Origin of the sequence: Paenibacillus sp. MMO-58, assembly GCF_037146255.1 — a bacterium.
Classification (GTDB): domain Bacteria; phylum Bacillota; class Bacilli; order Paenibacillales; family Paenibacillaceae; genus Pristimantibacillus.
On record NZ_JBBCVY010000003.1, the window covers coordinates 13891 to 39003 of the forward strand.

Consider the following 25113-nt stretch of genomic DNA (forward strand, 5'->3'; position numbering starts at 1 on the left):
ACAGGAAAGGGGATCTTCGCGTGCAGCACATGACGAAATATATTAGAAAATACGGCCTGTTGTTCACCTTCTGCGTCCTGCTCGTCAGCGTTGAGGCCTTGGCTGATCTGCTTCAGCCGACCATGATGTCGCATATCGTGGACGAAGGCGTTGCGACCAAAGAGATGGATAAGGTCCTCCATTTCGGTGGATACATGCTATTGATTACGCTAGGAGGCGCTATTGCGGCATCCGGCCGCAATATTGTCTCCAGCATGGTGTCCCAGCGCTTTGGGGCAGAGCTTCGCCAGGATTTGTTCGAGAAAATTCAAGGTTTAAGCTTCGAAAGCGTAGACCGTTTCGACCGTGCATCGCTGGTTACGCGGCTTACCAATGACGTGACGCAGGTCCAGAACTTCGTCAACGGCATGATGAGGATTTTTGTCAAGGCTCCGATGCTTTGCATCGGAGGGTTTATTATGGCCTTCCGATTAAATCCGTACTTATCCATCGTTCTTATGATTGTTATTCCAATCGTTGGTTTAATGATTGTGCTCAACATGAAGGTTGGTCTGCCGTTGTTCCTGAAGGTGCAAAATGCATTGGACCGGTTAAACGGCATTATGCGCGAATATCTGTCAGGCGTCAGAGTGGTCAAGGCCTTCAACCGGTTCGATCTCGAGGTCGATAAATTTAACGGCATTAACAAGCAATATGAGGCTCGGTCAACTTCCGCGCAGCGGGTAATGTCTGTGTTTGGCCCCGCTGTTACGCTTACGATGAACATCGGAATTGTGGCTGTTATATGGCTTGGCGGAATCCGGGTTAATAACGGACATACGCAGGTGGGCCATATTATCGCGTTCGTTAACTACATGACGCAGATTCTCTTCTCGCTGACGACGATGACAATGATCTTCAATATGTTCGTTCGCGCGAAGGCTTCAACAGGCCGTATAGTGCAGGTGCTTGCAGAGACTAATCCGATGACGGACTTGGCCCGGCAATCTGCCGTGAAAGAGCTGAAAGGCAAGGGTGCGATCGAATTTGACAATGTAAGCTTCTCTTATGAGGGTCCCGAAGGCGAGCCCGTTCTTAAATCGATCAGCTTCAGCTGCCAGCCCGGGGAGACCGTAGCCATAATCGGCTCAACCGGCTCGGGAAAAAGCACGCTGGTGAACTTGATCCCTCGTTTCTACGACGTCACGCAAGGGGAAGTCCGAATTAACGGCATCAATATTCGCGAGGTCGATACTCATGAGTTGAGAGAGAAGATTGCTATCGTTCCGCAGAAATCGGTGCTCTTCACCGGACCGGTAGTAGACAATATCCGGATCGGGAAAGAGGATGCGTCTATGGAGGAGGTCGTGGATGCGGCCAAAATGGCTTCGGCTCATTCGTTTGTTTCGGAACTGCCTGAGCAGTACCATACGATGATTGGCCAAGGCGGCGTGAATTTCTCCGGCGGACAGAAGCAGCGAATCTCGATTGCGAGGGCACTTATCCGGAAGCCGGATATTCTTATTCTCGACGATTGCACAAGCGCGCTCGACAGCGCGACGGAGGCATCTATCAAGCGCGCGATTGGCGAATACGCGAAGGATGTTACCTGTCTGCTCATTGCCCAGCGGATTTCCTCCGTAAAGGATGCGAGCACCATCATCGTAATGGACGACGGGGAAATCGTAGGCATGGGCAACCATGATCGCTTGATGCGGGATTGCAAGGTTTATCAGGAGATCTATCGCTCGCAGATCGGCAAGGAGGTGGACAACCATGCCTCAGCCTGACGGAACTAACTCAAGCAATGGCACGGCGCGTTCGGAGGTTAATGTGCCGATGGGAGGCCGTCCGGGCGGCCCCGGATTTGGCGGTCGCGGCGGACCCAAGCAAAAGCCCAAAAACTTCCGTGCGACTTTAATGCGCCTATGGGGTTATTTGAGCGGCGAACGCAAGCAGCTCGCCTTGGTATTCGGCTTTATCCTGATCGATTCCGCTATCATGCTTCTGGGACCTTATTTAATCGGGGTTGCCGTTAACGCGATGGTAGGAGGGGGAGGCGCGGTTGACTTCAGTCTGCTGCATCTTGTATTGTTTGCGCTTGTCGCTTCTTATTTGGCGGATGCCTCGCTGAGCTTCCTCCAGGGCTGGATGATGGCAGGAATCTCCCAGCGGATCGTCAGCCGGCTTCGGCGCACCTTATTCGAGAAGCTGCAGCGATTGCCGCTTGTTTATTTCGATACCCGCAGGCATGGCGAACTGATGAGCCGTCTGTCCAATGATATCGACAACGTCAGCACGTCCGTGTCGCAGACCTCGGCGCAGCTAATGACAGGCTCGATCGCATTGATCGGATCGCTGATCATGATGCTTGTGCTGAGTCCTCTTTTAACGCTGGCAAGCCTGATTACGGTACCGCTTGTGTTCCTGCTTGCCCGAACCATTACGAAACGAACCAGCGCTTTATTCAAAAACCAGCAAGCGCAGCTGGGACGATTAAACGGTCAAGTCGAAGAGACGATCACGGGTTTCCAGGTTGTCAAAGCCTTTAACTATGAAGCAACCTCGATTGCCGATTTCCGCAGAGACAATGACGAGTTGTGCAAAGTAAGCACCAAAGCGCAAATCTGGTCCGGTTTTATGATGCCGCTGCTCAGCGTAATTAACAATATCGGCTTTGCGGCAGTAGCGATCGTCGGCGGGGTTATGGCCGTGCACGGCATGATCACGGTGGGAATTATCGCAAGCTTCCTGAGTTATTCCCGGCAATTCGTCCGGCCAATGATGGACTTGGCGAATACGTATAACGTTCTTCAATCGGGGATTGCAGGAGCGGAGCGGGTATTCGAAGTGCTTGACCAGAAGGAAGAAGTAGAGGATGCTCCCAATGCTGTCGAGCTTGCTTCTCCCAAAGGCGAGGTTGTGTTTGAAAATGTACAGTTCGGCTACCGCAGCGACGTGCAAATACTGAAAGGCGTCAGCTTCAAGGCGGAAGCCGGCAGCAGCACGGCCTTAGTCGGACCAACCGGAGCGGGGAAAACAACCGTCATCAATTTGCTCAGCCGCTTTTACGACGTAACGGGAGGGCGGATCCTCATTGACGGGAGGGATATCCGGGACTATACGAGAGACAGCCTTCGACGGACCTTCGGCATCGTGCTCCAGGATACGTATCTATTTTCCGGCACGGTGAAGGAAAACCTGAAGTACGGCAAGCCGTTGGCAACCGACGAGGAAGTTCGGAGAGCGGCACGCATGGCGGGAGCCGACGGATTCATCAGGCGCCTGGCGCAGCAGTACAATACTCCGCTCACGGAGAATGGGGGCAACCTGAGCCAAGGGCAACGTCAGCTGCTTGCCATTGCAAGAGCTATTCTTGCGGAGCCTTCCATTCTTATTCTGGATGAGGCGACCAGCAGCATTGATACCCGGACCGAGCTCCGAATTCAAGAAGCAATGCTTCAGATGATGGAGGGACGCACCAGCTTTATCATCGCCCACCGGCTGTCTACGATTCAGAATGCCGATACGATTCTCGTCATCGACAAGGGAACGATTGCCGAGCAAGGCTCCCACGGCGAATTGATGAAGAAGGAAGGTCTTTATTACGGCATGCACCGGAATTTAACGGTATAGAGAAAGGACTGGACGGATTCTATCTGAATTCCGTTCAGTCCTTTTCTCTATTCCCGTCATTCTCTCATGACTATTCTATCATTTGTGCTCCCTAGCAAAAATTTGATATACTAGGGCCGTTGCTATACCGCTTCCACTTGTTGGTAGAATAAGGGTAGAGCATGGGAGGTTTATGGTGATTAATCAATGGGGAATCAAATCTGCCGCCGCCGTATTGGCTCTTGCCTTGTTAACGAGCGGTGTCTCCGAAGGAAAAGCCGAATCGGCTGCTGCCGTGACGGCAACGGCGACGTCCGCCGTTCCTGCCAAGACAACGATTCTATTAGACGATGTAGAACTGCCTTTCGATAGTCCGCCGATTATCGTACAAGGCGTTACTTTTGTTCCGTTCCGCACCATTGGCGAAGCGCTTGGGCTTCAGAAGGTCGTCTGGGACGAGAAGACGCAGACGGTTACGGCGGAAGGAAGCAAGCAAGGCAAAGCGGTTAAGCTGTCCATGAAGATCGGCAGCGGCATAGCCGTTGTAAACGGGACGAACGTAAAGTTGCCGGCCGCGCCGATGATGCGAAATAATCGCGTACTTATCCCGTTAAGCTTTTTCAGCACTCAATTCGGCGCTCAAGTCGGCTGGAGTCAGTCGGCCAATACCGTAACAATCAAATCGCCGCAAAAAGCGATGCATCTGCGTACTTTCTACGCGTTATCTTCATTCGCAGAGCGGGATCTGGTGAATTCGGCGAACTCCGTTGCTTATGGCTGGAGCCGAATCGACCGTGACGGCAATTTTACGCTCGAAGGCTCCGAATACCGGGTCCCAGAGCCCAGCGGCGACATTACGCCGCAATCGTTAATAAGCGATGTCGCGGACAAGTCGATCAAGCCCTACCTGATGGTCTATTCCCTCGATGGGCAAAACGAGCTCACGACAATGATGAGCAGCGAGACGCTTCGCGCCAAGTCGATCAGCGGCATTACAAAAGCCCTGTCGGATTACGGCTTTGGCGGCGTGGTTCTAGACTTTGAAGGGCTTGGCTTCCAAATGGACAAGGTTGAGCAGCAGAAGCTTCTAAATAACTACGTGAAGCAGTTGAAGGATGCGCTTCCGCAGGATGCTGCATTATCGCTTGTTGTGCATGCGCCAAACAGCGCATATCAAGGCTATGATTACAAGACGCTGGCAAGCCTTGCGGACGACCTTGTTCTTATGGCTTACAAATACAATCCTTCAGGAACGGCATCTCAAGTACCTAATCCCAATAATAAGGTGAACGAAGCAATCCAAATGGCTTTAAAAGCAGGCGTGCCCAAGTCCAAGCTTCTGCTTGGCATCGATCTGAGTGCGGAAACGCCGCAATCCATTGACGACAAGCTTGGTCTAGCCAAGCGTTACCAGTTGAAGGGTGCAGCTCTTTGGCGCTTGGGCTTATATAGTAAATATTCGCCTGATATGATTCCAGCCATTAATAAATCGGTTATAAAAGAATAGTCTTAAGGCCAACAGCGGCAGAATGGGGTGCCTATCCCGATCTGCCGCTGATTTTTTATGGAAGAGCCCGAACCCTATCCTATCCCTTTCATATTACTAGAGTAGCAGAGCGGAAAGGGGGGATCGCCATGGGAGTGATGTTCCCGATTGAAATTCCTGACATTCTGGAAGCCGCAAAAAAGAAAGGCAAGCTTGTTGTGCTTAAAACGGTTTCCGGTGAAGAAATTGTAGGACGCGTAGTAACGGTAAAAAAAGGAGTCGTTGTCCTTAAAGCGTTTAACGCGAAGATTTATGTGGCATTGAACAAAATCATTGCCGTAATTGTCCGCTAAGGGCAACAAAAAAACCGCGAAATCCGCGGTTTTTTAGGTTAGCAAGCTGGATACGGCAATATATCGTTAATATCGTTAAAGCTGTAATGGAAGGTAGCGAACTGCGTGGCGTACATATATTGCATGATGTAAACCTGGCCGCCTTGCACGTTGCAAATGACCCCGGATACGCCTTGACCGTTGCGGAGAGAGATTCCGACAGGACGGCCAATAAGCATCATTGCTTTTTGCTGAATGGACATTTGACCTTGCATAAACATAATCCAATCAACCTCCTGATTGACTTTAATGGTATAATGGTGGGTAGACGATTAGCAACGCGAGAGAATGGAGCTTGGAAGCATGAAGAGATTCAAGAAATTTTATATCGAAATTACGAGCATTTGTAACCTGGCGTGCTCCTTCTGTCCACCAACCGAACGCGCAAAAGGTTTTATTAGCATAGAAGATTTCACGGAGCGGCTTGATCAGATCAAACCGTTTACGGACTATATTTATTTTCATTTGAAGGGCGAGCCGCTGCTCCATCCCAAGATTGACCAGCTGCTGGATATCAGCCACGAGAAGGGCTTTAAGGTTAATATCACGACGAACGGTACGCTGCTTCAGAAAAATAAAGATAAACTGCTGTCCAAGCCTGCGCTCCGGCAGATGAACTTCTCGCTTCACAGCTTTGACGGGCATGCCGGCTCCAAGGATAAGGAAGGGTATATCAGCGGTGTATTATCTTTCGTTCGCGAGGCCATGGAACAGACGAACATGATTACTTCGTTCCGCTTGTGGAATTTGACGCAGGATAATATGACGAATGCGGAGAGACAGCGGAACCGCGAGATCTTGTCGATGATTGAGAACGAATTCGAATTGGATTATCTTATCGAAGAAAGGGTTATGCCCGGAAGCGGAGTCAAAATCGCAGATCGCGTTTATTTGAATCAAGACTATGAATTCGAATGGCCGGACCTGAAAGCGAAGGAGGACGACGGCAAAGGCTTCTGCTACGGAATGCGGAATCAAGCAGGCATCCTTATTGACGGTACCGTAGTGCCATGCTGCCTCGACGGCGAGGGTGTTATCAATCTTGGCAATATGAATGAGCAGCGGTTCTCGGACATTATCGAAGGCGAGCGCGCGACAAATCTCGTTGACGGCTTCTCGAGACGGGAAGCGGTTGAGGAGCTATGCCGCAAATGCGGCTACCGCCAGCGCTTCGGCAAATAAGGAAATAAGACATACGGACAGCCGTGAACGTTATACGTTTACGGCTGTTTTTCGTTAATTTTAGTAGACCGCGAATGAGATCATGGTGCGTAAGCAGCCTTCTGTCATCTCCTTCATCATCCTATGAAGGTAGATGCCTAAAGGTGCTTAGTGCCACAATTCTTTGAAATATCGCCGCGCACGCTGCGCGGAATAAATACCCGGCGCTCCCGAGCACAAATAAGCGATTGCGCATCCGATCAGCATATAGAGCCAGCCGTAGCCATGTAGGCCAAACAGCTCAAGGCCAAGAATAAAGCTGGCAAGAGGAGTATTGGTTGCCCCGCTGAAAATCGAGATTAAGCCGATTCCGGCAAGCAGGGGAACGGATACGGCAAGCAGCTTTGCAAGCGCGCTGCCAAGCGTTGAGCCAATCACAAATAACGGCGTAACCTCGCCGCCCTGGAACCCGGCTCCAAGAGTAATGGAAGTAAAGATCGTTTTCCACAAGAAGGCAAGCGGAGCTGCGGCTTCTTCGAAAGAATGCTGCAACAACGGTAGACCAAGGCCTAAATAACTCCGCGAGCCAACGAGATAGACCAACGCGATGATAATTAGACCGCCAACAAAGCTTTTGATCATGGGATTAGGCAGAAGCTTCGTAAACCAGGCCTTAAGCTTATGGGTTAACGTGACGAACAAGAGGGCAGCGAGCCCGAATAACACGGCAGCCGCGGCAATTTTGACTAGAAGCGTAACGCTTAGAGGAGGGATTGTTCCCATCGAATAATGAAGATGGTGTACGCCCCAGGCTAACGTCGTGTAATGGCCCACATAGCTGGCGAGTAAAACCGGCAGAATGGATTCGAACGGAATGGCGCCAAGCGCGGCTACCTCAAGGGCAAATATAGCACCGGCAGCGGGGGTGCCAAAGACCGAGCCAAATCCGCTGCTGATTCCGCATAGCAGAATGACTTTGCGCTCGGCGCCGATAAGCTTGAAGCGTTCGCTGATCATTTCCGCCAAGCTGCCGCCCATTTGAACCGCTGTGCCTTCCCGACCCGCAGAACCGCTGAACAGATGGGTAATAATCGTACCAAAAAGGACAAGCGGCGCCATGCGCAGAGGAACAGCGGTCTCTCCGCCATAGATCCGGTCAAGCAGCAGATTATTGCCTTTTGCCGCATCCTTTCCGTATTGCATATAAAGCCAACTGACCAGCGCTCCGCCTAGAGGGAGCAGCCATAGCAGCCACTTATGCGACATGGATGTTAACGTTGCCCATTCCAGGCTACTCAAGAATAGAGCGGATGCCGATCCGGTACAAATCCCGACGGCAGCCGCGATGGCCAGACGGACTAGGGATGTTTTCATAACATTTGCCATAAACCCAATAAGCTCCTAACTGAAAAAAATCGCTCTAACAATTATTTAATTACTATCGTACATTTTGAAAATTACGTCAATAACCGGCGGAAGTGGTACACTAGAAGCAGATAAGTAAATGCGAAAAGGAGTCAGCGCTGCAAATGTTGTTTACGACCTTGAATGAGCTCGACAATACCCTGTGGCCGCCTGCGAGGAAGCTGTACGAACAGTCCTTTCCGAAGGAAGGGCGAAAGCCCGATGCGATCATTAACGGGATGTTCCGGAAAATGCCGTGTTTTCTCCATACGCTTTCCGATGAGGGCCGTGTCGAAGCAATGGCGCTATCCGGTCTCACAGGAGAAGGGAAAATACTGCTTATCGATTATATCGCCGTTTCCGGTCAGCATAGGGGCGAGGGAATCGGTTCTCAACTGATCGAAGCCATTACGGAATGGGCGCAAAAGGTAAAGCAGCTTGACGGACTATTAATTGAAGTGGAATCGGAGCATACGCCAACAAACGAGCGGCGCATCCGGTTCTGGGAGCGGAACGGATTCACGATTACCGATTACGAGCATCCTTATATTTGGGTGCCGGAGCCTTACCGGGCGATGTACAAACAACTCAGTCAGGAAAATGCCTGGCTTGGAGACGGGAGCGGGAAAAAGCTGTTCCGTTACATAACGGCCTTTCACGAAAAGGCATATTCTAAGAAATGAGCAGGAGGAGATTACGCATGGAAAATCCGTTAAATAAAACATTAAACCGGAGATATATTTTACGGTTTCTGGAAGAGCTTCTTCAGATTCCAAGCCCAAGCGGCTATTGCATGAACATTATGAACCGACTCGAGGAGGAAGCGGCGAAGCTTGGTTATACCATGGAGCGTACGCCTAAGGGGAACGGAATGATCACGATTGCGGGCAGCGGCGATTCGGCCGATGCGATTGCCTATACCGCCCATGTCGATACGCTTGGCGCTATGGTCCGTTCCGTTAAACCAAACGGCATGCTGCGCATTACTCCCATCGGCGGCTACAACATGGAGACGATTGAAGGAGAATATTGCCTGATTCATACCAGGGACGGAAGGCAGTACGAGGGAACGGTCTTGTCTACCAAAACTTCCGTTCATGTCTATTCGGATGCGAGGGAATGGAAGCGGGACGAAGCCAACATGGAGATCCGAATCGACGAAAATACGTCCAGCAAGGCGGAAACGGAGTCTCTCGGCATTGCGGTAGGCGATATCGTGTCATGGGATCCGAGAGTGCGGATTACGCCGCAAGGCTGGGTGAAATCCCGGCATCTGGACGACAAAGCAAGCGTTGCGGCGTTGTTTGGTCTTCTGGAATGGATGAAGCGGGCCGATAAAAAGCCGGAGCGGACGCTCAAGCTTATTTTCTCCACTTACGAAGAGGTGGGGCACGGCAATTCCTATATGCCGGTCGACGTTACGGAACTTATTGCGGTTGATATGGGGGCGATTGGCGATGATTTGTCCACGACGGAGCGGGATGTATCGATCTGCGCCAAGGATTCTTCCGGACCGTACGATTACGAGATGACTTCGAAGCTAGTCGAGCTTGCGAAGCAGCATCAGCTGCCTTATGCCGTCGATATTTATCCGCATTATGGCTCCGATGCTTCTTCGGCGCTGCGGGGAGGAAGCAATATTCGCGCTGCATTAATCGGACCCGGCGTGCATGCGTCGCATGCGATGGAACGGACTCACTCCGATGCGATCGTAAATACCGCAGCTCTGTTGCTTGCGTATCTGGGATTATCCGTTTCCTAACGGATGATTTATTACTTCTTCGCGCTGCTGACAGCCGCGGTCATCTTGCTGGTGAACAATCCCCGCAGCGAGATGAACCGCTGGGCGGCTTTTTTCCTCGGCGCGGCCGCAATAGGCGGCTTAACGGATGTATTGATCCGGTTCGGATATAACGAATGGGCAAGCATCGAGCAGCTGCTGAACCATACGTTATCGCCTTACGGCATTCTTGTGTTTAGCATCGTTTATTCCGAGCTGGTAACGGTTAAAAGAGTGAGGCTCTATTTGAAGCTGGCTCTGCTTGTTTTTCCTGCGTGGATGATGCTGACGACGCCGCTAATGCCCGAAATCCGGCTGAATTACCGGTTCTTGCTAGGTTGGGCAGCCTTTTATTACATCGCTGCCTGCCTATTGCTTATCGTCTCCTTATTGAGGGAGACGAACCGCCGCAAGAGACGGAACCGTTTTATCGCAACTGTTATTATCGTGCCGACTATTCTGGCGGTGCTGCTCTTCATTAACATAGCGGCAGTTGTTGCTCCGGATTTGGAAGCATTCCGTTACGTGTCCTTGTTCATTATTTATTCGTTATCCGTAGCTTTGATTTGCACGTTTATTTACGGCGTGCTAGGCGTAAGGCTGCGCTTTGAGAAGGATCCGCTCGAAGGTACGATGAAGGCAGTCAGTTCAGGGGCAGTACAGCTTAACCATTCTATTAAAAACGAAATCGGTAAAATTGCCATCAGCTCGGATAACCTGAAACGGGAACTGGCAGACCGGTCGCCGGATTCGTTATCTCATCTTGCTATCATAACGTCAGCTTCGGAGCATATGCTGGGCATGGTGAACCGGATTCACAGCCAGATGCGGGATATCGTGCTTGTTGAGAAGCCTTTCAAGCTGGACGAGATGGTGCAAAGCTGTTTAGCTAAACATAAAGGGCTTCTGGAGCAGAAGGAAATCCATGTACAGGAAGATTATGACTGCCGGCCAACTGCGATTGGCGATCCTGTTCATATATCGGAGGCAATCGGCAACGTATTGATAAATGCGGCTGAAGCCGTGGAAACCGGCGGAACATTAGCGATACGCTTGGAACGAGAAAAAAAGTCCGTGCGGTTAACAATTAAAGACGATGGGAAAGGGATTCCGGCTGATCAACTGGAGCGGGTATTTGAACCTTTCTTCAGCACGAAAAACCGCTCGAGCAACTTTGGTCTAGGTCTGTCTTACGTCTACAATGTGATGAAAAAGAGCGGTGGCTCTGTTGACGTATTAAGCAGGGAGAGTGAAGGCACTACCGTTATTTTTCATTTCGCCGCTAAAAACATCCGCTTCGGATAACAGGAGGATCCTCTCATGGCAACGATTAAAATCTTTCTCGTCGAAGATGATCCCGACTGGATCCGGGCAATGACCGCTTATTTGAACAGCGAGCCCGATCTGGAGGTTGCGGGTTTCGCCACTTCTTCGCGAGAAGCGATTGAGCAGGCACGGCAGCTCGACTTCGATGTTGTCCTGCTGGATATCCAGCTGACGGACTACGAGGAAGAAGGCATTCATACCGCTATCGAGCTGAATGATATACATCCGGCGAAGATCATTATGCTGACGTCGATGAAGGATGAATCCATGATCATGCAGGCTTTTACGGCAGGTGCGGTTAATTACGTGGAGAAGACCAACTACAAGGAGCTCCCCCATGTGATAAGGAACGCGCATCAGCACCCACGGGCAATGGATGCTTTGCTCAAGGATTACGCCAGGTTGAAGCGGGAGGAGCAGCTCAAGCAGCTGACTGCCGCGGAGCGCGAGGTGTTTGAACTGATCGAGCAGGGTTATACGCAGCCGCAGATGGAGAAGAAGCTGTACAAGACGGAGAGCACCCTGAAGAATCAGGTGAACAAAATGCTGAAAAAACTGGGAGTAACAAGCCGTAAAGAAGCCGTGGAAAAGGTGCGGCGCAAAGGCTTGCTTCCCCCCAAATAAAGCTATATCGCAAGGACGCTGCTTTTAAAAACAGCGTCCTTTTTTTCTGCGAATAGCAGGGTTCTAAAAAAGTTAGAACTGCCGGCTTCCGGCCTCCCGTCCTAGAATGTAGGGGAAGGGAGCTGAATTGCCAATGAAACGAAAACCGATTTATGTGGAATTGAACATTCATACCGATATGGAAAAGCTGTGGACCTATACCCAGACCGCCGCGCTGCATGAGCAGTGGGATTTGCGGTTTTCAAGCATCACGTATCTGCCCCGCAACGCGGAGAGGAATACGCAGGCTTTTCTCTATGAGACGCGTATTGGATTTGGCCTTCGGATCAGCGGAACGGGTCGGACGAAATCATCTGCGCGCGAAGGGACTGGGACCAGGCTGTCTACGCTTGCCTTCGGTTCGGAGCAGCCGATCTCCTTAATCCGGCATGGAGCGGGATATTGGCAGTACCGCCCGAATGCGGACTCGATTACCTTCCTTACGAAATACGATTATGTCACCCGGTTCGGCCGGCTGGGCCAATGGTTTGACCGCCTTTTGTTCAGGCCTATATTCGGCTGGGCTACCGCTCTCAGCTTTGATGTTTTGCGGTTGTGGCTGGAGAAGCGGATCCCGCCGGCAGTTAGCCTGCAGCGTACGCTGATTCATTACTTGTGTACGGGATTATTAAGCCTCTTATGGCTGTATGAGGGTCTTGTACCGAAGTGGTTGTGCCCGGAAGCGGGGGAGCTAAGCATCATGCAAAGCATGAATATGTTTCCAGGATTTGAACTGCAGGCTCTGAAGTGGCTTGGAGCCGCGGAAATTCTGTTAGGATTGATGTTTCTGCCGTATCACCGGAAGAAATGGATTTACTATATTCAGTTAGCCGGATTATTGGTTCTTGCCGGAGGAGCCTTGGTCTGTGCACCTTCACTTCTCGCTCAGCCGTTTAATCCATTTGTGTTAAGCGCGGCTATGACAGGGCTATGCCTGACAGGCATGTGGACTGCCAGGGACTTGCCTGACGCCGCCAATTGCATCCGCAAGAAAGGGGAAATGAAGAAATGACGAGATCCATCTACGAACAAGCATTGGGAGAGGAGTTCAAGAAACTCCATCCTCGCATCCAAGAGCGATTCGGGTTCAGCAGCAAGGATCAAACCGCTTCAATCGGCCAAGGGGTCATGGACCGGATATGGTTCAACAAGTGGGCGGCTTTGCCGCTTGCCTTAGGAGCATCGCGGCATATTATGTTCCCTCAGGGTGGAAGCGGCATCCCGTTTACGATCGAAAATTATGCTTACCGGGACGGATTTGGACGCGAGACGGTGACCTGGATCCGCAAATTTCAGTTCAAACGGGCCATCCGGCATTTTGACGCAACGATGATTTATAGCGCCGAGAGAAAGGGAATCGTGGACTACCTGGGTAATAAGCAGCATTTGGCGGTGGATCTGGATATTACGGCTGCAAGCAATGGAGGAATAAGGATTCGTTCGGGGGATCAGAGGTTCTACGAAGGACTCATTCAGTTTACCTGGCCGGCGCAGCTTACGGGAACAGCCGATGTAACCGAGTGGTATGACGATGACCGGGAAAAGTTCCGGATTAGCGTGATCGTCAGCAGCCCCGTTTTGGGCACGGTTTTCCATTATGAAGGGAGCTTTGACGCAGAATTGATCCCCATTAGACACATCCCGGCCGATGCGAAGCCGCTAAGGGAAGAAGCTCGTGAGTGATGCCAAATATTAGCTTCGCATGAAACGACAAATTTTTCTAAACAAAGGAAGGAAAAAAAGACTATATGTCGAATGAATAAGGATTAAAGCTTCATGTATTCATGAGAAATAGAGGTTGAAGCATGCATAATTCGGTATTTTTCAAGAGCGTCATTAACTCAAACTCCATATTTGATTCAATGGGGCTTCTTGGCCATTTTTTAAAAGATACGATCGGCTGCGAGCAAATTTGTTTATTTCTAATGGAGGATTCACAGCGTCAGGAGCCGGCAGCGTATTCTTACAACATGCTGCAGGTGGATACTAACCAGCTTCAACAGCTTGCTGTACAGGCTGATTTTTTCGAGCGTATTCCAGATGGAAGACCACTGCGACTAGATGATACGACAGACGGAATCTCCCTTTCGGAGACGTCTTTCCACACGATATATCCCTTCCATATTAAACGTAACGCAACGTATGGCACACTCCTGCTCTGTTTTCAATCTCAGCGATCATTAACACCCGAAGAGCTTCAAATTTGCCGAATTAATAAACTGCATATGGACCAGCTCATCGACAAGATCTACTTCCGCAAGCAATTTCTGAAGGAACAGTCTTTCGAGAGCCTGTTTAATACGCTGCGGATGAAGGACAGCTTCACGGTGGACCATTGCTATAACGTCGCCTTTTATTCCTCATTGCTTGGGGAAAAGCTGGGCCTTTGCCCGGCTGAACTCGAGCTGTTGAAGCTGGCCGCACTTCTGCACGATATCGGCAAGCTGGCTATTCCGGATCATATTCTGATGAAGCCCGGCAGACTTACCGATGACGAGTTCGACGTTATACGCCAGCATCCGGCTATCGGTTACCAGCTTCTGAAGGATCTGCCGGAAGTAAAGGACATTCTGCCAATCGTAAGATGGCATCATGAGCGTATTGACGGAAGAGGCTACCCGGATGGTCTAAAGGGGGACGAAATCCCGCTGCTTGTCCGGATCGTGAGCCTGGCGGATGCTTTCGATGCGATGACTTCTACCCGGGTCTACCGAAGCTCCCTTCATGTGGAGGAAGTCAGAAAGCAGTTAATTACGAACGTTAATACGCAGTTTGACGAACAGCTCGTCACGCTGTTCCTTGAGATCATCGATGAGCAAATGACGATGAGAACCTTATCTACAGGTGAATGAAATCGGAAAGAGAGTTGGAGTATGTCATTGCGTGAAAAGATACTCATCGTAGACGATGAACCGCATAATGTACAAATTCTTCGTATATTTTTGAACTCCTTAAATTACAGCATACATACGGCAGAGTGCGGCTCTGAGGCATTACGGTTGTACGATGAGATTCGTCCGGATCTCATACTACTGGACGTGATGATGCCCGACATGTCCGGCTTTGACGTCTGCAAGCAATGGATGAGCCGAGAAGAATTTGATACACCCGTTATCTTTTTGTCTGCCAATGTGCAGAAGAAAGATATCTTGCAAGGCCTGCAGCTTGGCGCCTTTGACTATTTGACCAAGCCTTACGACCTTGATTTGCTTGAAATGAAGGTCAGCTATGCCCTGGGACAAAAGCAGAAGCTGGAGCGTTTGATGAGCGACAAAGAAAAACTGTCCGAAAGAGCGAATACAGACGCTTTAACCGGATTGTACAACCGGATGTATCTGAACGAGGTGCTCCTGGAATCATCGGTTAGCTTGGCAGATTACGGCGCGATGCTGATGATCGACATGGACAACTTCAAATATATTAACGATACGTTTGGCCATCTAGTAGGGGATCAAGTTCTGCAAGCAATTGCTTCCATTATTCAGAAGGCTATCTCGCCGGAGAATGATCTTGCCTTCCGCTTTGGCGGGGATGAATTCCTTGTATTGCTGCAGCAGGAACAGGGAGCAATGGAGACTGCGCAGGAAATTATCCGGACGGTAAACGAGCTTGCAATCGGATCACTGGTGGAACAAAGAGCGAAAGCTTCAGTCAGCATAGGAATTACAAAGAGCTCTGACCATTATTCCTTTGAACAAATCATTGGCTTTGCCGACCGGGCTTTGCTGCGGTCCAAACAAAGCGGCAAAAATCAGATCACGATCTATTAAACGGATGGATAGGTGAAAATTTATGATGGAATTAAAGAGCTTCAAGAAATTATTTCTGATGACGAAAGTAATTAATTCGCAATTTGAGCTATCCGATATTTTGCAAGTATTCGTAGACGCCATTGCAAGCGAGATTACGCAGGCGGATCTGGTCGGATTTTTCCTCAAGCAGCCTGACGGCACTTTTATCGGGTACAAGGGGAACAAGATGTCGATCGATATTACGGAGCTCCTGATTGATCCTCAGAAGGACCGCTTTGTCTGCGATATCCTGGAGAGAAGAGCAAGCGACTACATCGACGACACTAATCTTGACCCGCGGATTGACGACGATAAGAAGCTGCTAATGAAAATCAAATCGATTTTAGGTATTCCTGTTATCGTGAATGATATGGTCTTTGGCGTTGTATTTGTCCATGATTTCGGGAAGCCGATGAATCTGACCCGCGAACAGATTGAAGTAACGGAAGCGTTCGTCAATATGGTCAGTGTTGCGATTCATAATATCCAGATGTTCGAAAATACGAAAAATCTCGTGGACAAGCAGCAGCTGCTGCTGGATGCGACAAAAGCATTGTCCAAGTCGCTGTCTGTCCGCGAAGTATTAAAAACCTGTTTCCACTATATGAAACGGGCCACGGGTTCGGATGAAGTGGGGATCCACTTATATAACGAAAAGGACCGTACGATCGAGCCTTATCATATTTCCTCGGTTAGCGTTACGGAAGAGGAATGGAAGAATAGACACCGCGAAGATATCAAGCTGAGCATTGATAAAGACAAGCTGTTCTATGAGGTTGTGACGGAGAAAAAAGCGATAGCGATTTCGGATGTTTACGCGGATCCGCGCCCGGATCACCGGGCTTGCGAGATGTTTGGCATCAAAAGCCTGCTTCTCATCCCGCTTGTCGCAAAGGACCGCGTGTTTGGCGACGTAGTCATCCCAACCATGAATAAAAGCCGCGAATACGAGCCGGGCGAGATCGAATTCTGCCAGTCTATTGCGGATGTAACGGCTACTGCTCTGGCGAATGCCATCCATACCGAGCATCTGGATTATTCGGTAAATGTTCGTTCGATGGAGCTGCAGCAAGCAAACTTCAAGCTCGAAGGATTGGTGAAGGAGCTCGAGTACCTCAATGAGCTGAAAAGCGATTTTATCGCAACGCTTTCCCATGAGCTTCGAACTCCGATCACGGCCGTAAAAGGCACTGTTGATATTTTGCGCAAGGAAGTGCTGGGCAAGCTGAACGATTCCCAGCTCGATCTGCTGGAGACGGCGGGGAAATCGATCGAACGTTTGCTGAATCAGGTGAATGAGCTGCTTGATTTCGCCAAGATGGAGAATGGGAAATTTGAACTGACGTATTCGGAGTTCGATTTCGAAGAGTTGATCCGGGAAGCTACGCATATCGTAGACTCTCTGATCAATAAGAAGAAGCTTGAGCTTGCCGTTGAAATTCATGCAGGCGAGAACAGAACGATGCGGGCCGACCGCGAACGGATTTTGCAGATTCTGCTGAATCTCTTGTCTAATTCCATCAAGTTTACCCCGCAAAGAGGCAAGATTACGATTAAGGCTTACATGGAAGACAATGAGATGACGATCGAAGTGATTGATACGGGTATTGGAATTCCGGGGGAAAAGCAGAAAAATATTTTCACGAAGTTTTATCAGGTGAACAATCAAATTAATGGTACCGGCCTTGGCCTTGCCATATCGAGGCAGCTGATTGAAATGCACGGGGGCAAAATTTCGTTCGAATCGACGGAAGGGGAAGGCTCCGTATTCAAATTTACCGTTAAGAAATAAGAGAAAGAGATAAGAAGGAGAAAAAGATGAGAGCAATCGAAGCTGGATTAAGATTTTTGGTTAGTCAAGGGGTCAAATACATTTTCGGAGTCCCGGCGGGCTCTATCAACGCATTGTATGATTGCTTGCATGAACTTCCAGAATTAACATCCATTGTAGCCAAGCATGAGTCAAGTTCAGGTTATATGGCAGCAGCCTATACTAGAATTACGGGTATTCCAAGCGTTTGCGTGGGCTCCAGCGGTCCCGGCGCAACAAATTTGGTTACACCTGCCGCAAATGCATGGCGCGAGAAGCTTCCGGTTATTTTCCTGACAGGCGCAATCCCTACTACGAAATTCGGAAAAGGCGGGGGTCAGGAACTGAATGCTGATCCGATCTTCGCTTCCGTCACCAAGCTGAGCAAGACCGTTACCAATCCCGAGGATCTGCCGCGTGTTTTGGCCGAAGCTTACAACACCGCGATCAGCGGTATTCCCGGACCGGTACATATTACGATTCCGATCAACATGCAAATGACGGAGATTGGCGAGCCGGAAATGTTGACGGCGGTTAAGACACAACCCGTCCAGCCGAGCGCGGATGAGATCGAAGCCGCTGCGGCAGCCATCAAAAAAGCGGGGCGCCGAGGCGCGTTAATGCTTGGACACGGCTCCAAGGAATTTAAAGATACGATTCGGCGTTTCGCCGAGCTGACCGGTTGGCATGTTGCGACAACGCCACGCGGTAAAGGCGCTTTCCCGGAAAATCATCCGCTTGCCCTTGGCGTCTACGGATTGGCGAGCAATGATTCGGCGGTGGACTATCTTCGCGGCGATAACCATGATCTGTTAATGATTGTTGGCTCCGCTTTAGGCGAGTCGGCAACAAGCAGCTGGGATGAGCGGTTGGTTAACGGCAAACAGATCATTCACATCGATCATGATAAACGGGAATTAGGGAAAAATTTCGATACCGATTATCCGGTACACGGAGACATTGAGCTTGCGGTATGGCAGTTGATCGACCGATTGACCGCAGGCGTGCAGGAAGAGCAGCTCGAGGAGATCTCAAGCGCGTACAAGGAAGCGGCTGCCGCATTGGAAGCAGCTGGTCCGGGTACAGAGGACTGGAATACAAGATCTGCGATCCGACAGCTTAATCTTCTTGCGCCTGACAATGCCCGGTATTATGTAGATATCGGCGAATTTATGACCTACTCGATTAAAAATATCGTGATCCGCGAGAAGCAAGAGTTCGATATTAACATTAACTTCGGCGGAATGGGATCGGGAATTAGCGGTGCTCTCGGCGCTCAGCTTGCAGAGCCGGCTCGTCCGGTCATCAGTATTACCGGTGACGGCTGCTTCTTTATGCATGGCATGGAAGTGCTGACGGCCAAGGAATACAACCTCCCTATTGTATTTGTCGTCATTAACAACGCCCGTCTTGGCATGGTTTATCATGGCCACATGATGCAGTACAGACGCTGTTTGGAGGATTTCTCCCAACAGCGGACAAGCATCGCGGATGTTGCGAAAGCGCTTGGCGTCCGGTACGCACAGGCTGAATCCTTGGACGAGCTCCGTCCGGACCTTGCAACAGACTGGTTCGACCAATCGAAGGGACCTATCGTCATCGAGATTAATGTCGAGGGGAACGAAATCCCGCCGATGGGTGAGCGCGTTAAGTTTTTGCAGGGCGCAACTTATTAATTGAAACGAAAAGCTGCCTTCCGTTTTATTACGGAGGCGGCTTTTTTCAATTCTAAGAGTTTATAAGTTTTTTCTTATAACCATGGCTTAGAATTCTCCGGACTGAAACGCGCCTCCCCACCAAAGGACGGCGAAGCCGTTTCACCTTGGTCTGGCCGCAAATCGCATAAAAAGGGAAAAGCCGTGACACGTTAAAGGCAATGGAAGGGAGGCGTTCAGCAATGCGAAGGAAAGAAATTCCGTCCTTTTATTTCTATATGCTGCATGGATTGCTTGTTGCTGTAATTCTTGTCCTTGTCTTGTCTTTAGCGGAGCATCCCGCGGTATCAGCCGGTCAACGATTTGCGAAGCATGCAGCTATTATTGCCCATCGCGGTGCATCCGGTTACGCTCCCGAGCATACCCTTGCCGCTTTTCGCAGCGCCATTGAAGCGGGAGCGGATTACATCGAAATTGATCTTCAGCTTACGAAGGACGGTCAGATCGTTGCAATGCATGACAATTCGGTTAACCGTACCACGAACGCAAAAGGCAAGGTGGGGGCTATGACCCTGGAAGCGATTAAGCAGCTGGATGCCGGCTCCTGGTTTAATCAGCATCATCCGATGTACGCCAGAGAAGAGTATACGAAGCAGCAAGTGCCTTCTCTATCCGATATTTTTACCGCTTTTGGCCCGGAAACGCATTATATTCTGGAGATTAAAGATGCGCCTTATAATCCGGGAATTGAAGAAAAGCTGCTGGAGACCATCTACCAATACCGGCTTGAGAATCAAGTGATTATCCAGTCCTTTGACGCTAAGAGCTTAAAGAAAATCCATACGATGAACGACAGGATCGAATTGCTGCAGTTGATGTGGTACAACACGCCAGCTCGGATCAACAGCGTTTCGTTAAATAAGATCAAAAAATACGCAATAGGGATCAGCCCTAATTTTCCGAAAATCAATGCTGCCTATGTTCATAAGGTTCAAAAATCCGGTCTTCGCATTTACCCGTATACCGTTAATTATCAATTAAACATGGACCGGGCATTAAGCTGGGGAGTTGATGGGATATACACGGATTATCCGGACCGATTCCGCGAAGTGCTGCAGCAGAACAGCAGTTATGTTTACTTGCTTCGCCATACACTCGCACAGTGGCTGAACAACTGACCGAATTTATCAGCTATCGGCCGCTGCGGAGCTTTAACGTACGCCGGATCAGCATGGGCAAGGTCATGCTTCCGGCTGTTGCTGCTATAAACGAATGAAAGGGAATGATTAGGGCGTAGTAAGCTGCCGTACTGATGACGATATCGATAAGAATGAACTTTCTAACCTCCGCTATTGGAATAACCACGATAACAATCGATTGTTTATTTCCCATTTCTGCTTCCTCCAGCTCCGATAGTCTCTATTTCCCATCCTATTTCAGAGCATATTTGTCCCATTCGGGTTACCTGTTACATAACGGCATTCGTTCCAGGGCACATTGTAAATAACAATTTGGCTAAGAATGGAGGCTTTGTGCAGATGAGTGAAGCTGCTGCGTTACTGCGTACGTCCAAAAACCGTAAATTGCTGCTTAGCGCCGGATTCAGCTGGTTATTTGACGCCATGGATGTAGGGCTTGTCTCGTTTATCGCAGCGGCTTTAAGCGTCGATTGGAACCTCAATGCAGAGCAGATTGGTCTGCTTGCCGCTATAAACTCTACCGGAATGGCATTTGGCGCAGCGGTATCCGGATCGCTGGCTGACCGTTACGGCCGGAAAGCTGTTCTACTATGGACTTTGCTGCTGTTTTCCGTAGCTAGCGGATTATCTGCCTTGGCACCCAATTTAATGGTTCTGGCAATGCTGCGTTTTGTTGCGGGATTTGGTTTAGGCGGGGAGCTTCCGGTTGCATCCACGTTAGTATCCGAATCGGTGCCTGTTGAAGTAAGAGGCAGAGCGATTGTTCTGCTTGAAAGCTTCTGGGCAGGAGGATGGATTCTTGCTGCTCTTATCTCCTATTTCTTTATTCCGCATTTCGGATGGAGAATGGCACTCGTTATCGGCGCTATACCCGCGGTCTATGCGTTATTCCTAAGACGGGCAATCGAAGATTCCCCGCGCTATAAAGAGCAGGCCGACAGGAGAAGGCTTCCCTTTCGCGAGCGCATGGCCTCCCTGTGGTCGGGTCCCTACCAACGGGCTACCATAACGTTGTGGATTCTGTGGTTCACGGTTGTCTTTTCTTATTACGGGATGTTCCTGTGGCTGCCAACCGTTATGGTGTTGAAAGGCTTTACGCTCGTCAAGAGCTTTCAATACGTGCTTATTATTACATTAGCTCAATTACCGGGATATTTTACGGCTGCTTATTTAATTGAAAGGGTCGGCAGAAAAGCGGTGCTCGGTATTTATCTGCTTATGACGGCCGTGTGTGCCATTTGGTTCGGTAATGCCAGTACGGCCGGTATGCTTCTCACCGCGGGCATTTTCTTGTCGTTCTTCAATCTTGGGGCATGGGGAGCCATGTACGCTTATACGCCGGAGCTGTATCCTACAAGCGTTCGCTCGACTGGAGTAGGCTTTGCTGCAGCCTTCGGGAGGATTGGCGGAATTATCGGTCCGTATCTGGTAGGCTTGCTGATTGACAACGGCACAACGATTAATGCCGTATTCGTTGTTTTCTTTGTTGCTATTGTCATTGGAGCGCTAACGGTGATGCTGTTTGGCCGGGAAACAAAAGGTATGGATCCTGACCGCGCGTAATACGGTCCGCAGCAGGAGGCATGATCCTGTCCGGCAATAGGCAAGAAACGCAATAAAAGGGCTAAATACGGTTGTCTTATTTTTAAGACCTTCCGCATTTGGCCCTTTTATGCGATGATCTTCGGGATCATCTGTCCGATCCTGATCTGGACAGCGGGGCAAATCAAGCAGAGCGTATCGAATTAATTGGCTGCCGCGATTTTTTTCAGCTTGTCCCATTCCTCGGTATGGCTGCGCAATTGCTCTAACAAGGCTTCCATCCTTCTGATAAGCTGCGTTCTCTCCTCGGCATTCAGCTCCTGCAAAGTTAAAGCCGCTTCTTCGGGCAACGGGGTGAAGGAGGGCAGAGCAGCAAGCAGCTGATTGAGCTTCTTATCCATTGCCTCGTAAGGGCTGACCGTATAAGGCATAACCTCGGCTGCAGCTGTTGTTCCTGTCTCGGATACCTCGGCAGATTTAATCTTTTCCGCTTTTGGTGCTTTCGGTTCGGCCGGCTTTGCTTTCTCCGCCTTGTTGTGCTGCTGCACAGACCAGGTTTCCAGCAATCCGGGGCCCGATTTGTACAGGAGCTTGTCCTTTGTTGCGGCAGAGATGTCCTTGTCCTTGAATAGCTTGGCAATTTTCTTCACGTCTGTGGGCGGCATCTCGTCTCTTGCCATAATGAGGGCCAACGGATCCCGATGCTCCATCGGCAGGTCCTTCAGCGGCAGCAGCTGGTCCTCCGTGAGACGGTCTTTGCGAATTTCCGTGCCGCCAATGATAAGCTTTCGAACCGAATTGCCGAATTTAAGCAGCTCGCATTTGTTCTTTATGTACGATTCCGGTTTGCCGAATTTGCTGGCCAGGAATTTAACGGATCGGCTGAATTTCGGATCGGTCATCAGCTTGTTGAAAGCTTCAGCTTCTTCTATCGGAGAGAAGCCTTGACGCGTCAGGTTCTCGGCGATTTGCTCCAAATAGATCTCCTGCTCATCGGTCATGTTCGTCACGATACAAGGGATCGTAGCAAGTCCAAGGCGTTTGCAAGCCTTATAACGGCGGTTGCCGTAAATAATCTTATATCTACCGCCATCAATCGTTCTTACTTTAATGGGGGAGAGAAGCCCGATTTCTTCAATATTACGCATCAGCTCGACCAAAGCTTCTTCGTCGAACTGGTAGCGGGGCTGGTCCGTATCTTCGTCGATTTGGTTTAATGGGAGTTGTACAATATCCATCACTTATCTCCTATTCTATTGTTCTATCTTTTCTATTATACCTTAAACATTGCTCCTGTTGCTTTTAAGCTTTACACTATAACTGAAGTAAGCCATTAATGTTGGTTGGAGGAGCGATAAGACATGAATGTATTGTTTATCGGCGGTACCGGCTTGATCAGCCAGGCCGTATCCAAGCTTGCTGTACAGAACGGAATCAACCTCTATTTGTTCAACCGGGGAAACCGTGACGGATTTGTACCCGAAGGCGCGAAGATCATTACAGGGGATATTCGAGATCCCAAGTCCGCCGCGGCAGCGCTGGAAGACTATCAATTTGACGTCGTGGTAGATTGGATCGCTTTTACGCCGGAGCATGTTCAGACCGACATTGATTTGTTCCGGGGACGCACGAAGCAATATATCTTTATCAGCTCGGCCTCGGTTTATCAGAAGCCGCTGCAGCATTATATCATAACGGAGCATGCCACGCCGCTTGAAAATCCTTATTGGCAATATTCGAGAGATAAAATCGCCTGCGAACAGCTTCTTATGAAGGAACATGCCGCAACCGGCTTCCCGGTTACGATTGTCCGTCCTTCCTTTACGTATGGGGATACGATGATCCCGGCATCGCTTAACAGTTGGCCTCATCCTTTTTCAATTGTTGCTCGCATGCGCAAGGGTAAGCCGATTATTGTTCACGGCGACGGAACATCCCTATGGACGATGACACATAATTCGGACTTTGCAAAAGGTTTTGTGGGGTTGCTTGGGGAGCAGACTGCGATTGGCGAGGCGTATCATATTACATCAGATGAAGTGTTGTCCTGGAATCAGATTTACGAGGCGATTGGCGCAGCCGCCGGAGTTAAACCGAACCTGGTACATATTTCTTCGGACTTCCTGATCACCTATGATCCGGATTTGGAAGGCGGCTTGCTTGGCGATAAAGCGGTAAGCGCGGTATTTGACAACAGCAAAATCAAGAAGCTTGTACCGGATTTTGTCGCCACTGTTCCATTTGCGGAAGGGATTAAACGGACCATTGACTGGTTCGAGGCTCATCCGGAGAAATGTTCGGAGGATGAAGCCTGGAACGAGCAGATGGACCGCATTATTGCGGCGCATTCATCTGGAATGAACGTAGATAGGTAGAACTATTGCAAAATAAAAAGCGATGCAGGGATTATCCCTGTATCGCTTTTTTTCTAGGAAGCGAGATAAGAAGAGACGATCTTTTTCACGCGTTCCATGCCTTCCCACATATCGCCGGGACCGTCGTAGATCAATACATAAGCACCGTTAAATCCGGCGGAGGCGACGGTGTCCAGACAGCGGCGAAGCTCCGCTTCATCCGGAATCCCGTCAGCATCATATTGGGGTTTGACATGGACGGACACGCTGAGCGGAGTCGTAAGGGCAATCTCTTCATATTTCAATTGGCCTTTAAAGTTGCCGAAATCGGTAATCGTTGCTGCATATTCGCCCCATTGATCGAGCAGCTTTTTGGAGCTTGCGCCGGTAGAGGTGAGTGGTTTGAAGTTTTCCGTGATGACCTTCACGCCAAGCGTGCGGCCATATTCCGAAAGCTTGGACAATCTGACTGCGGAGAGAGTTATAGCCTCTTCATTCGTAGGAGGAGCTTCGCCTGCCACAACCCGGATCTGTTTCGCTCCGCTTAAGGAAGCAACTTCAATCCATTGGCGGATATAGGCCATATCAGCTTCTACGCGGGCTGGATCAGAGGAAGTGATATCGCCGTAATCAAGGAGCAAGGTATCAAAGGACAAACCAGCTGACGCAAATGCTTGCTTCACCTGTGCGAGATAATCCGGTTCGGTAGAAGGGAAATGGAAGTGGCAGACCTCTACGGCCCGATAACCGCGTTTGGCAGCTTCCGCGGGAAGCTCAAGAAGAGAATGCAGTAACGGCTGTTCTTGAACGGCCGTATCGAGAGTGCCGGTTTCCTCATTCCATACGGTCCAGCGGAGCGGTCCGAGATTGCGGTGCAGGCTCCAAGTACTTAACGACAAATATGACATATGTACAAATCCCACCTTATCGATTGTTTTCTCTCTGCCATTATACAC

At 49.9% G+C, this 25113-nt stretch carries 23 protein-coding genes; 18 read left to right on the plus strand and 5 right to left on the minus strand.

The features are described from left to right. Positions 1-20: 20 nt before the first annotated feature. From WFJ73_RS11075 to WFJ73_RS11090, 4 genes are all read left to right on the plus strand, one after another. The gene (locus WFJ73_RS11075) at positions 21-1769 is read left to right on the plus strand and encodes an ABC transporter ATP-binding protein (protein ID WP_336773114.1); all 1749 of its coding nucleotides are present in this window, start codon (positions 21-23) and stop codon (positions 1767-1769) included. Between the two features lie 49 nt (positions 1770-1818). Continuing rightward, the gene (locus WFJ73_RS11080) at positions 1819-3615 is read left to right on the plus strand and encodes an ABC transporter ATP-binding protein (protein WP_442955946.1); all 1797 of its coding nucleotides are present in this window, start codon (positions 1819-1821) and stop codon (positions 3613-3615) included. Positions 3616-3787: 172 nt separating this feature from the next. After that, positions 3788-5101: a stalk domain-containing protein gene (locus tag WFJ73_RS11085; RefSeq protein WP_336773116.1), complete on the plus strand. Its 1314-nt coding sequence runs from the start codon at positions 3788-3790 to the stop codon at positions 5099-5101. Between the two features lie 128 nt (positions 5102-5229). Next, positions 5230-5433, plus strand: coding sequence for a hypothetical protein (locus WFJ73_RS11090; protein WP_336773117.1), 204 nt, complete (start codon positions 5230-5232; stop codon positions 5431-5433). A 38-nt stretch (positions 5434-5471) separates the two neighbouring features. On the opposite strand, the gene WFJ73_RS11095 is transcribed toward WFJ73_RS11090, so the two are convergent. Further along, the gene (locus WFJ73_RS11095; RefSeq protein WP_127496730.1) at positions 5472-5675 is read right to left on the minus strand and encodes a hypothetical protein; all 204 of its coding nucleotides are present in this window, start codon (positions 5673-5675) and stop codon (positions 5472-5474) included. Positions 5676-5775: 100 nt separating this feature from the next. On the opposite strand from WFJ73_RS11095, the gene WFJ73_RS11100 reads away from it, so the two are divergent. Continuing rightward, on the plus strand, positions 5776-6654 hold the full coding sequence (locus WFJ73_RS11100) for a radical SAM/SPASM domain-containing protein (protein ID WP_336773118.1): 879 nt from the start codon (positions 5776-5778) through the stop codon (positions 6652-6654). Between the two features lie 147 nt (positions 6655-6801). On the opposite strand, the gene WFJ73_RS11105 is transcribed toward WFJ73_RS11100, so the two are convergent. Continuing rightward, positions 6802-8019, minus strand: a complete 1218-nt coding sequence (locus tag WFJ73_RS11105; RefSeq protein WP_336773119.1) for a chloride channel protein — start codon at positions 8017-8019, stop codon at positions 6802-6804. Between the two features lie 143 nt (positions 8020-8162). Here WFJ73_RS11105 and WFJ73_RS11110 point away from each other — a divergent pair, with 143 nt between their 5' ends. From WFJ73_RS11110 to WFJ73_RS11160, 11 genes are all read left to right on the plus strand, one after another. After that, positions 8163-8720: a GNAT family N-acetyltransferase gene (locus tag WFJ73_RS11110; RefSeq protein ID WP_336773120.1), complete on the plus strand. Its 558-nt coding sequence runs from the start codon at positions 8163-8165 to the stop codon at positions 8718-8720. Between the two features lie 17 nt (positions 8721-8737). Then, the gene (locus WFJ73_RS11115) at positions 8738-9799 is read left to right on the plus strand and encodes a M42 family metallopeptidase (RefSeq protein ID WP_336773121.1); all 1062 of its coding nucleotides are present in this window, start codon (positions 8738-8740) and stop codon (positions 9797-9799) included. Between the two features lie 3 nt (positions 9800-9802). After that, the gene (locus tag WFJ73_RS11120) at positions 9803-11122 is read left to right on the plus strand and encodes a sensor histidine kinase (RefSeq protein ID WP_336773122.1); all 1320 of its coding nucleotides are present in this window, start codon (positions 9803-9805) and stop codon (positions 11120-11122) included. Positions 11123-11137: 15 nt separating this feature from the next. Beyond that, positions 11138-11767, plus strand: coding sequence for a response regulator transcription factor (locus WFJ73_RS11125; RefSeq protein WP_336773123.1), 630 nt, complete (start codon positions 11138-11140; stop codon positions 11765-11767). A 133-nt stretch (positions 11768-11900) separates the two neighbouring features. Beyond that, positions 11901-12818, plus strand: a complete 918-nt coding sequence (locus WFJ73_RS11130; RefSeq protein WP_336773124.1) for a DoxX-like family protein — start codon at positions 11901-11903, stop codon at positions 12816-12818. Beyond that, positions 12815-13489: a DUF4166 domain-containing protein gene (locus WFJ73_RS11135; RefSeq protein WP_336773125.1), complete on the plus strand. Its 675-nt coding sequence runs from the start codon at positions 12815-12817 to the stop codon at positions 13487-13489. The genes WFJ73_RS11130 and WFJ73_RS11135 overlap by 4 nt, the downstream gene beginning before the upstream one ends. A gap of 122 nt (positions 13490-13611) precedes the next feature. After that, complete coding sequence (locus WFJ73_RS11140; protein WP_336773126.1) at positions 13612-14658, plus strand: HD-GYP domain-containing protein; 1047 nt, start codon at positions 13612-13614, stop codon at positions 14656-14658. A gap of 21 nt (positions 14659-14679) precedes the next feature. Beyond that, positions 14680-15576, plus strand: coding sequence for a GGDEF domain-containing response regulator (locus WFJ73_RS11145; RefSeq protein ID WP_336773127.1), 897 nt, complete (start codon positions 14680-14682; stop codon positions 15574-15576). A 22-nt stretch (positions 15577-15598) separates the two neighbouring features. Further along, positions 15599-17389 (plus strand): GAF domain-containing sensor histidine kinase, encoded by a 1791-nt coding sequence (locus tag WFJ73_RS11150; protein WP_336773128.1) that lies wholly within the window; start codon positions 15599-15601, stop codon positions 17387-17389. A gap of 26 nt (positions 17390-17415) precedes the next feature. Next, positions 17416-19083 carry a thiamine pyrophosphate-binding protein gene (locus WFJ73_RS11155; RefSeq protein WP_336773129.1) on the plus strand — a complete coding sequence of 556 codons (1668 nt, stop codon included), beginning with the start codon at positions 17416-17418 and terminating at the stop codon, positions 19081-19083. Positions 19084-19304: 221 nt separating this feature from the next. Beyond that, positions 19305-20240: a glycerophosphodiester phosphodiesterase gene (locus WFJ73_RS11160; protein WP_336773130.1), complete on the plus strand. Its 936-nt coding sequence runs from the start codon at positions 19305-19307 to the stop codon at positions 20238-20240. Between the two features lie 13 nt (positions 20241-20253). Here the strand turns inward: WFJ73_RS11160 and WFJ73_RS11165 are convergent, their stop codons facing one another. Next, positions 20254-20454: a hypothetical protein gene (locus WFJ73_RS11165; RefSeq protein WP_127496672.1), complete on the minus strand. Its 201-nt coding sequence runs from the start codon at positions 20452-20454 to the stop codon at positions 20254-20256. Between the two features lie 146 nt (positions 20455-20600). Here WFJ73_RS11165 and WFJ73_RS11170 point away from each other — a divergent pair, with 146 nt between their 5' ends. Beyond that, the gene (locus WFJ73_RS11170) at positions 20601-21824 is read left to right on the plus strand and encodes an MFS transporter (RefSeq protein WP_336773131.1); all 1224 of its coding nucleotides are present in this window, start codon (positions 20601-20603) and stop codon (positions 21822-21824) included. 182 nt (positions 21825-22006) lie between these two features. Here the strand turns inward: WFJ73_RS11170 and WFJ73_RS11175 are convergent, their stop codons facing one another. Next, a complete protein-coding gene (locus WFJ73_RS11175) occupies positions 22007-23041 on the minus strand; it encodes a ParB/RepB/Spo0J family partition protein (protein WP_336773132.1) in 1035 nt (344 codons plus the stop codon). Between the two features lie 123 nt (positions 23042-23164). Here WFJ73_RS11175 and WFJ73_RS11180 point away from each other — a divergent pair, with 123 nt between their 5' ends. Next, the gene (locus tag WFJ73_RS11180; RefSeq protein WP_336773133.1) at positions 23165-24178 is read left to right on the plus strand and encodes an SDR family oxidoreductase; all 1014 of its coding nucleotides are present in this window, start codon (positions 23165-23167) and stop codon (positions 24176-24178) included. Positions 24179-24231: 53 nt separating this feature from the next. Here the strand turns inward: WFJ73_RS11180 and WFJ73_RS11185 are convergent, their stop codons facing one another. After that, positions 24232-25065 carry a sugar phosphate isomerase/epimerase family protein gene (locus WFJ73_RS11185; protein ID WP_336773134.1) on the minus strand — a complete coding sequence of 278 codons (834 nt, stop codon included), beginning with the start codon at positions 25063-25065 and terminating at the stop codon, positions 24232-24234. Positions 25066-25113 lie beyond the last annotated feature (48 nt).

Coding starts and splice junctions, on each gene's coding strand:
- WFJ73_RS11080 (WP_442955946.1), top strand. CDS start 1,819: ATGGGAGGCCGTCCGGGCGGCCCCGGATTTGGCGGTCGCGGCGGACCC.
- WFJ73_RS11085 (WP_336773116.1), top strand. CDS start 3,788: ATGGTGATTAATCAATGGGGAATCAAATCTGCCGCCGCCGTATTGGCT.
- WFJ73_RS11090 (WP_336773117.1), top strand. CDS start 5,230: ATGGGAGTGATGTTCCCGATTGAAATTCCTGACATTCTGGAAGCCGCA.
- WFJ73_RS11095 (WP_127496730.1), bottom strand. CDS start 5,675: ATGTCCATTCAGCAAAAAGCAATGATGCTTATTGGCCGTCCTGTCGGA.
- WFJ73_RS11100 (WP_336773118.1), top strand. CDS start 5,776: ATGAAGAGATTCAAGAAATTTTATATCGAAATTACGAGCATTTGTAAC.
- WFJ73_RS11105 (WP_336773119.1), bottom strand. CDS start 8,019: ATGGCAAATGTTATGAAAACATCCCTAGTCCGTCTGGCCATCGCGGCT.
- WFJ73_RS11110 (WP_336773120.1), top strand. CDS start 8,163: ATGTTGTTTACGACCTTGAATGAGCTCGACAATACCCTGTGGCCGCCT.
- WFJ73_RS11115 (WP_336773121.1), top strand. CDS start 8,738: ATGGAAAATCCGTTAAATAAAACATTAAACCGGAGATATATTTTACGG.
- WFJ73_RS11120 (WP_336773122.1), top strand. CDS start 9,803: ATGATTTATTACTTCTTCGCGCTGCTGACAGCCGCGGTCATCTTGCTG.
- WFJ73_RS11125 (WP_336773123.1), top strand. CDS start 11,138: ATGGCAACGATTAAAATCTTTCTCGTCGAAGATGATCCCGACTGGATC.
- WFJ73_RS11130 (WP_336773124.1), top strand. CDS start 11,901: ATGAAACGAAAACCGATTTATGTGGAATTGAACATTCATACCGATATG.
- WFJ73_RS11135 (WP_336773125.1), top strand. CDS start 12,815: ATGACGAGATCCATCTACGAACAAGCATTGGGAGAGGAGTTCAAGAAA.
- WFJ73_RS11140 (WP_336773126.1), top strand. CDS start 13,612: ATGCATAATTCGGTATTTTTCAAGAGCGTCATTAACTCAAACTCCATA.
- WFJ73_RS11145 (WP_336773127.1), top strand. CDS start 14,680: ATGTCATTGCGTGAAAAGATACTCATCGTAGACGATGAACCGCATAAT.
- WFJ73_RS11150 (WP_336773128.1), top strand. CDS start 15,599: ATGATGGAATTAAAGAGCTTCAAGAAATTATTTCTGATGACGAAAGTA.
- WFJ73_RS11155 (WP_336773129.1), top strand. CDS start 17,416: ATGAGAGCAATCGAAGCTGGATTAAGATTTTTGGTTAGTCAAGGGGTC.
- WFJ73_RS11160 (WP_336773130.1), top strand. CDS start 19,305: ATGCGAAGGAAAGAAATTCCGTCCTTTTATTTCTATATGCTGCATGGA.
- WFJ73_RS11165 (WP_127496672.1), bottom strand. CDS start 20,454: ATGGGAAATAAACAATCGATTGTTATCGTGGTTATTCCAATAGCGGAG.
- WFJ73_RS11170 (WP_336773131.1), top strand. CDS start 20,601: ATGAGTGAAGCTGCTGCGTTACTGCGTACGTCCAAAAACCGTAAATTG.
- WFJ73_RS11175 (WP_336773132.1), bottom strand. CDS start 23,041: ATGGATATTGTACAACTCCCATTAAACCAAATCGACGAAGATACGGAC.
- WFJ73_RS11180 (WP_336773133.1), top strand. CDS start 23,165: ATGAATGTATTGTTTATCGGCGGTACCGGCTTGATCAGCCAGGCCGTA.
- WFJ73_RS11185 (WP_336773134.1), bottom strand. CDS start 25,065: ATGTCATATTTGTCGTTAAGTACTTGGAGCCTGCACCGCAATCTCGGA.